Source organism: Pseudomonas sp. UYIF39, assembly GCF_029963765.1.
Lineage (GTDB): Bacteria > Pseudomonadota > Gammaproteobacteria > Pseudomonadales > Pseudomonadaceae > Aquipseudomonas.
Genome location: NZ_JALBYU010000038.1, coordinates 24,043 through 30,870, shown reverse-complemented (window position 1 = coordinate 30,870; position 6,828 = coordinate 24,043). Strand labels below are relative to the sequence as shown.

General features: G+C 61.2%; 7 protein-coding genes and 1 pseudogene. 2 read left to right on the top strand and 6 right to left on the bottom strand.

Annotated elements, in window-relative coordinates:
* Positions 1-92: 92 nt before the first annotated feature.
* From MO767_RS29215 to MO767_RS29190, 6 genes are read right to left on the bottom strand one after another with little or no spacing between them, the layout of a single operon-like run.
* On the bottom strand, positions 93-482 hold the full coding sequence (locus MO767_RS29215) for a steroid Delta-isomerase (protein WP_282483348.1): 390 nt from the start codon (positions 480-482) through the stop codon (positions 93-95).
* Entirely contained in the window at positions 483-1,685 is a 1,203-nt protein-coding gene (locus tag MO767_RS29210; RefSeq protein WP_282483347.1) for an acetyl-CoA C-acyltransferase, read from the bottom strand.
* Positions 1,686-1,716: 31 nt separating this feature from the next.
* The gene (locus tag MO767_RS29205; RefSeq protein WP_134418706.1) at positions 1,717-2,175 is read right to left on the bottom strand and encodes a MaoC family dehydratase; all 459 of its coding nucleotides are present in this window, start codon (positions 2,173-2,175) and stop codon (positions 1,717-1,719) included.
* 2 nt (positions 2,176-2,177) lie between these two features.
* Positions 2,178-2,960, bottom strand: a complete 783-nt coding sequence (locus MO767_RS29200) for an SDR family oxidoreductase (RefSeq protein WP_046054853.1) — start codon at positions 2,958-2,960, stop codon at positions 2,178-2,180.
* 14 nt (positions 2,961-2,974) lie between these two features.
* Complete coding sequence (locus MO767_RS29195; RefSeq protein ID WP_282483346.1) at positions 2,975-4,168, bottom strand: acyl-CoA dehydrogenase family protein; 1,194 nt, start codon at positions 4,166-4,168, stop codon at positions 2,975-2,977.
* Entirely contained in the window at positions 4,165-5,337 is a 1,173-nt protein-coding gene (locus MO767_RS29190; protein WP_282483345.1) for an acyl-CoA dehydrogenase family protein, read from the bottom strand. Before MO767_RS29190 ends, MO767_RS29195 begins: the two co-directional genes overlap by 4 nt.
* A 335-nt stretch (positions 5,338-5,672) precedes the next feature.
* Here MO767_RS29190 and MO767_RS29185 point away from each other — a divergent pair.
* Positions 5,673-6,185: pseudogene (locus MO767_RS29185) on the top strand (AAA family ATPase).
* Between the two features lie 191 nt (positions 6,186-6,376).
* Positions 6,377-6,661 carry a hypothetical protein gene (locus MO767_RS29180; protein ID WP_282483344.1) on the top strand — a complete coding sequence of 95 codons (285 nt, stop codon included), beginning with the start codon at positions 6,377-6,379 and terminating at the stop codon, positions 6,659-6,661.
* The last annotated feature ends 167 nt before the right edge of the window (positions 6,662-6,828 follow it).

Genomic DNA, 6,828 nt, shown 5'->3' with positions numbered 1-6,828 from the left:
CACGCGGTTTACCTGGAAGACCGAGGTGCCTGATTTCACGACTGCTTCGCAGCCGAACGCAGCCTCGCGCTGCTCGGCAGCTGCTACAGGGTTTATGCCTTGCTTTGGGCGGTCAGGTTGACCTCACTCCAATAGGCTTTCATCGAGCGAATCTTGCCGTCAGCATCGAACTCCATCACATCGATCACATGAAGCGAACACGGTTGCCCGGCCCATTCCATATCAACCCGAAACGGCATCGCCCCACAACCGTTCAACGTCGCCCGAACCGGGCCGGTCAGGGTCGCCGCGACTTTGCTCGCGCCCAGCCCTTCGCGGTAGAAACGTCCTATATCGACGATCCCCTGCAACGGCAGTTGACCGACCGGGTCTTCGACCACTGCATCCTCGCTGTAAAGCGCAACGATCCCGTCGATGTCACCGGCGTCCACCAATTCCACATAACGCGCCATAGTCGTTTGAATCTGTTGTGCACTGACCATTCAGACCACCTCGAACAGGGCGGCGGCACCCATGCCGCCGCCGATGCACATACTCACCACCACGTAACGCAAACCGCGACGCTGCCCCTCGACCAAGGCGTGACCGACCATACGCGCACCGGACATGCCAAAAGGATGGCCCACAGAAATCGCACCACCGTTGACGTTCATGCGTTCAGCGGGAATGCCCAGAGTGTCGCGGCAATACAGCACCTGACAGGCGAACGCCTCGTTCAACTCCCAGAGGCCAATGTGGTCCACGGTCAGGCCATGGCGCTTGAGCAGTTTCGGGATGGCGTAGACCGGGCCGATGCCCATCTCCTCGGAGTTGCAGCCGGCGACCGCCATCCCGCGATAAATCCCCAGCGGCTCCAGGCCACGCTTTTCGGCCATTTTGGCACTCATCAACACCGAGGCCGAAGCACCATCGGCGAGTTGCGAGGCATTGCCCGCCGTGATGAAGCGGCCCTTTTCACTCCACTGACCGCCCGGCCACACCGGTTCCAGCGCATTCAGGCTTTCGCGGGTGGTGTCGATGCGGTTGCACTCGTCGCGCAGCAAGGTCACGGTCTCAAAGCGGGTTTCGCCACTGGCCTTGTCGAAGATCGCCTTGCGGCTGGTCAGCGGCGCGAGTTCACGGTCGAACAATCCATTACTCTGGGCCAGCGCGGTACGCACCTGGCTTTGGTAGCTGTATTCGTCCTGTTCCTCGCGGGAAATGCCGTAGCGTGCGGAGACGATCTCGGCGGTTTCGATCATTGGGATGTAGGCGTACGGATCCAGCTCGATCACCGAGCCTGACTGGTTGCGGTACAGGTTCTTGTGCTTGTTCTGCACCAGAGATATCGACTCCAGGCCACCGGCCACGGCAATGTCGATTTCGTCGCACATGATGCCTTTGGCAGCCATGGCAATGCTCATCAGCCCCGATGAACACTGGCGCTCGACCGCCATCCCGGCGACCGAGGTCGGCAAGCCGCCGGCAATCGCGCACAGACGCCCCAAGTTATAAGACTGCGTGCCCTGCTGCGCCGCCGCGCCGATGATCACATCGTCCACTTCGCCCGGCTCAATGCCGGCGCGACGCACGGCTTCGCGCACCACATGACCGCCGAGCTGCGGGGCGTCGGTGTCATTGAATGCACCGCGAAAGGCTTTGCCGATCGGGGTACGTGCGGTCGAAACGATGACGGCTTCTTTCATGCTGGATTCCTCGAATGTTCTGCTAAAGGGGTCACGCGGGGTAGTAACGGCTGATGGTGTCGACCACACAGCCGGGACGCTCCTCGCCATCGATTTCGACGCTGACGCGAATGGTCGCCTGAACGCCGCCCTTGACCTCCTCGACCGCCATCAATTGCGCACTGCCGCGCACCCGCGAGCCAACACGCACTACCGTGGGAAAGCGCACCCGCTCGCAGCCATAATTGACACCCATGGCAATGCCGCGCACCTCGACGATCTGCGGCAAAAACAGATTGACCAACGCCAGGCTCAGATAGCCATGGGCGATGCAGGCGCCGAAGGGACCGCTGGCTGCTTTGAGCGGATCGACGTGAATCCACTGGTGATCACCGGTCGCCTCGGCGAACCGGTCGATGCGCTCCTGCGCGAGAACCAGCCAGTCGCTGACGCCCAGCACCTCTCCCACGGCATCGTGCAAGGCGAAGGGCGTGTCGAAAACACGTGGCATGTTCAAGCCCTCTGACTGGAAACCGACAACACTTCGCCGGTCATGTAGGAACTGTAGTCGCTGGCCAGAAACATCATTACGTTGGCCACTTCCCAGACCTCGGCGGCACGACCAAACGCTTCGTTGGCGGCGAGTTGATCGAGCACCGCCTGAGGGGCGGACTTACGCAGGAAATCGTGCAACGCAATGCTCGGGCTCACCGCGTTGATGCGGATCCCGTAGTCGGCGGCCTCGACCGCGGCGCAACGGGTCAACGCCATGACCCCGGCCTTGGCCGCGGCGTAGTGCGACTGCTCTTTCTGCGCCCGCCAGCCCAGCACCGAAGCGTTGTTGACAATGACCCCGGCACGCCGCTCGATCATCTTCGGCAACATCGCACGAGTCATGCGCATGGTGCCGGTGAGCGTTACATCGAGAACCCGGTTCCACTCCTCATCCGTCATGTCTACCAGCAGCCGTGAACCACCAAGACCGGCGTTGTTGATCAGCACATCGACGCCCTGCAGGTCGCGCTCGGCGCAGGCAATCAGCTGTTGAACCTGAGCTTCGTCAGCAACATTGCAGACCTGACCAAAGACCTGTTGCAGACCGGTGGTTTCACGGATCTTCGACACCGCTTCTGCCAGCCGGCCTTCATGGATATCGCTGATCATCAAGGCACGGCAACCCTCCTCGGCGGCACGCACCGCGGCGGAAAAACCGATACCGGCCCCGGCCGCCGCAGTTATCAGCACCGACTTGTCACGCAACAGGCCGTGACCCGCAACATAGTGAGGAACAGACATGGAAAACTCCTTGGTCAGGTGCGCAGGCGCGGTTCTTTGGGCATTCCCAGGGCGCGCTCGGCGATGATGTTGCGCTGAATCTCGTTGCTGCCGCCGTAGAGGGTGTCGGCGCGACTGAACAGGTACAGCGATTGCAAACGGGTGAGTTGGTAAGGCGCGGCCTCCAGCACTTCGGCCTCGGCGCCGAGGACGTCCATCGCCAGCTTGCCGAGGCTGGCATGCCAGGTGGACCAGAACAGTTTGTAGATGGTCGCTTCCTTGCGCAGCGAACCGTCCTGCACCCCGGACAGCATGCGCAGCGAGTTGTAGCGCATGATCCGCAGCCCGCTCCAGGCCTCTGCCAGGCGCTGGCGCAGGATCGGGTCGCGCGCGGCGCCATTAGCCCGGGCGATGGCGATGATTTCGTTCAGTTCATTGTGAAATTGCATCTGCTGGCCGAGGGTCGAGACCCCACGCTCGAAACCGAGCAACGCCATGGCGATCTTCCAGCCCTCGCCCGGCAAACCGACGATGTTCGCGGCATCGGTTCGGGCGCTGTCGAAGAACACTTCATTGAACTCCGAGGTGCCGGTCAGCTGCTCAATCGGCCGCACGGTAATCTCCGTCTGGGCCATGGGCACGAGCAAGAAGGACAAGCCACGATGGCCAACGCTGCCCGGTTCGGTGCGGGCGATCACAAAACACCAGTCCGACTCATGGGCCAGGGAGGTCCAGACTTTTTGTCCGTTGATCACCCAGGTGCCGCTGGCTTCATCAAGCACCGCGCGGGTCTTGACGTTGGCCAGGTCGGACCCGGCCCCCGGTTCGGAATAGCCCTGACACCAGAAGGACGTGCCGTTGACGATGCCCGGTAGAAAGCGCTGTTGCTGCTCGGCGGTGCCGAACGCGGCAATGGTCGGTCCGGCCAGCCCTTCGCCGATATGCCCCATGCGTCCCGGGCCGCCAGCGCGGGCGTACTCTTCGTGGAAAATCACTTGCTGGCTGATCGACAGACCACGCCCACCGTGCTCCGACGCCCAGCCCACACACGTCCAACCGCCCTCGGCGAGTTTGCGTTCCCAGGCTTTGCGCTCCTCGGGAAACCTATGTTCGTCACCTGGGCCGCCGCGAAAACGCAGGGGCTCGAATTCACCGCACAGGTTCACGCTCAACCAGTCGGCTACTTCCTGACGGAAGCGCTCGTCCTGTTCGCTGAAACTGATTTTCATGGTTGCTCCCCAAGAATCGCCACGGCAATGCGCTCTCGATGCCAGGCAGGTGCGCCGAGAAAGCTTTCGCTGGCGCGGGCACGTTTGAAGTAGAGGTGCGGGTCGTATTCCCAGGTGAAACCAACGCCGCCGTGCAACTGGATCGACTCGGACGCGCAGTGAAAATAGGTTTCAGAGCACTGCGCCTTGGCCAGCGCCGCCGCCAGCGGCAGCTCGGCGGCCACCTGCGAATTGCCTTCAGGATCGAGGACTTCCTGGGCCAAGCAGGCCGCGTAATAACTGGCCGAACGTGCACATTCGACCTGCAGCATCATGTCGGCGGCACGGTGTTTGAGCGCCTGAAAACTGGCGATGGGTCGACCGAACTGCTGACGTTCCTGCATATAGGCAACGCTCAGGTCGAGCACCTGCTGTGCGCCACCGGTCTGTTCGGCAGCCAGGCCGATGCAAGCCAGTTGCAGCACCCGCTCCAGATGTGGCCAGCCCGCGCCGAACTCACCGAGCAGACAGTCAGCGCTGAGGTACAGACCCTTGAGCTGAACCCGTGCCTGACGACGAGTCTGGTCCATGGTCGGCAACATTTGACGCTCAATCCCCGCCCGGTCCGCGTCCACGGCGAACAGGCTGATGCCCGCCTCGCCGGCCGATCCGGGAACCCGTGCGGCGATGACCAAGAAGTCAGCGCTGTGCCCGTCGAGCACATGATTGAGGGTTCCATCCAGCACAAAACCTTCGCCCTCGGTCACCACCGTGGCCTGAACATCCTTGGCCGCCCAGCCGTTGGCGCTGCTGAAGGCCAGCGTAGCGGTGAGGATCCCGTCGGCAATCAAGGGCAGCCAGCGTTGTTTTTGTTGTTCGTTGGCGGCCAGCAACAGCGCGGGTGTGGCCATGCAGGCGGTGGCGAAGAACGGCGAACACAGCAAACGCCGGCCCATCTGTTCCAGCAAAATCGACAGTTCGACAAAGCCCAGTCCCAGGCCACCGTACGCTTCGGGAATATGAATCGCCGGCCAGTACATTTCGCGGCACAGCCGCTGCCAGAGCGCCTCGTCAAAACCTCGCTCGCTGACCATCGCCGCTCGCACGGCGGCAGAATCCGAGACATCGGCGAGAAAGCCCTCGGCCGATGCACGGATCATTTCCTGTTCGTCGCTGAATGCAAACTCCATCGCGGCGCCTTCTGCTCGTTAGGCGGGGCACGCATGAAGCGACACCCCTCTGGCCTTCGAGTTTGGTGCCAGGGGAACACGAGAGAATCGTCAGGGCTGCCTAGTCTGAATGGGCGATGCCTCAGCTCAAATACCAGCCCCAGGCCCCGCCGTTGTATCGGGTGATCTGCTTGGTTTCGAGGTTGTCTCGTCCTGAATAAGATTTACACCTTCTGGCTTCTTATCAGTAGCAACACAAAATTCATTTCCGTGGCGCAGTCGACCCATCCATCAGCCTTTAACTGGCCCTCCAGAACCTGCACAATTGCCGGCTTTTTTTGCGACAGGAAGTCCTCATGCAACGGATTGTAATTCTGGGCAATGCCGGTAGCGGCAAATCCACCCTCGCCCGCGCCCTCGGCAAGCGCCTGAGCCTGCCCGTGGTGCACCTGGACACGCTGTTCTGAGAGCCCGGCTGGGTCGAACCCGACGCTGAGCAGTTCCGCGCACGGGTCCGCGAAGCGATCGCACCGGATGCCTGGATTTGTGAAGGCAACTATGCGCGGCGAACCTTCGACCTTCGCCTGCCCCGTACCGACCTGATCATCTGGCTCGATACGTCGCGGCTCACCTGTTTCACCCGGGTGATCATGCGTAGCGTAATGAACCGCCCTCGCCCTGACCTTGCAGCAGGCTGTACCGAGAAGCTCGACCGAGCGTTCCTGACCTTCCTGAACTTCGTGTGGAATTTCGATCGCGGCTATCGTCCAGGTATCGAGGCGGTGCGCCTGGCCACAGGCCCGCAAATTCCTGCGCTGCACCTGCGCGGTACCCGGCAGATTGCCGCATTTCTCGATGGCTTGCCCTAGGCCCGACAAGGGTTGTGAGAGAAACCCCTCGGGTTCGCGAAGAAGTCTGTTTGACGCAAAAATATAATTCAGGTTTCGATGTGGCTTTTTTACGACTACATTTATCCGTCAGAACCACCTCTGCATCCATAGACAAGCAGCTAGCGGCACGAGTGATTACGAATACATGCTCCCCACTTCGAGGATCAGACATGCATCCATCCTTTCTGCAGCGCATCGATGAGCTCGGCGCTCTGCTTGTCCACTCCAATGCAGCACGCATCGATTTCTTCCGGCGCACTAATCGACTGAAGTCGCGCCGCGGTGTTCGCTTCCAGGTGGTGACCATGAAGCTCGGCATCTTCCAGGTCGTCGAGCGATACACTGGCAAGACTTGGGCCTACCGTTTCAACTACCGAGAGGCCATGGATTTCGCCATCCAACTCGAGGAAAAGTCCAACCGTCGGAAGGGAGTTGCGCGGTGTTCGGCGAGCTGATGCCGCATCCGCGAGACGCGGTGATCGCCGATTCTGTGAAACAAGGCGAGCCAAAAAACCGAGAAAAATGCATCTGGGCATGACTCACTCGCCTGCGGCAGCTATCGACTGTGAATTCAACCGGTCGATGCAACATCCTGAAGTACCGGCGCGACCTCGTGCGCCGG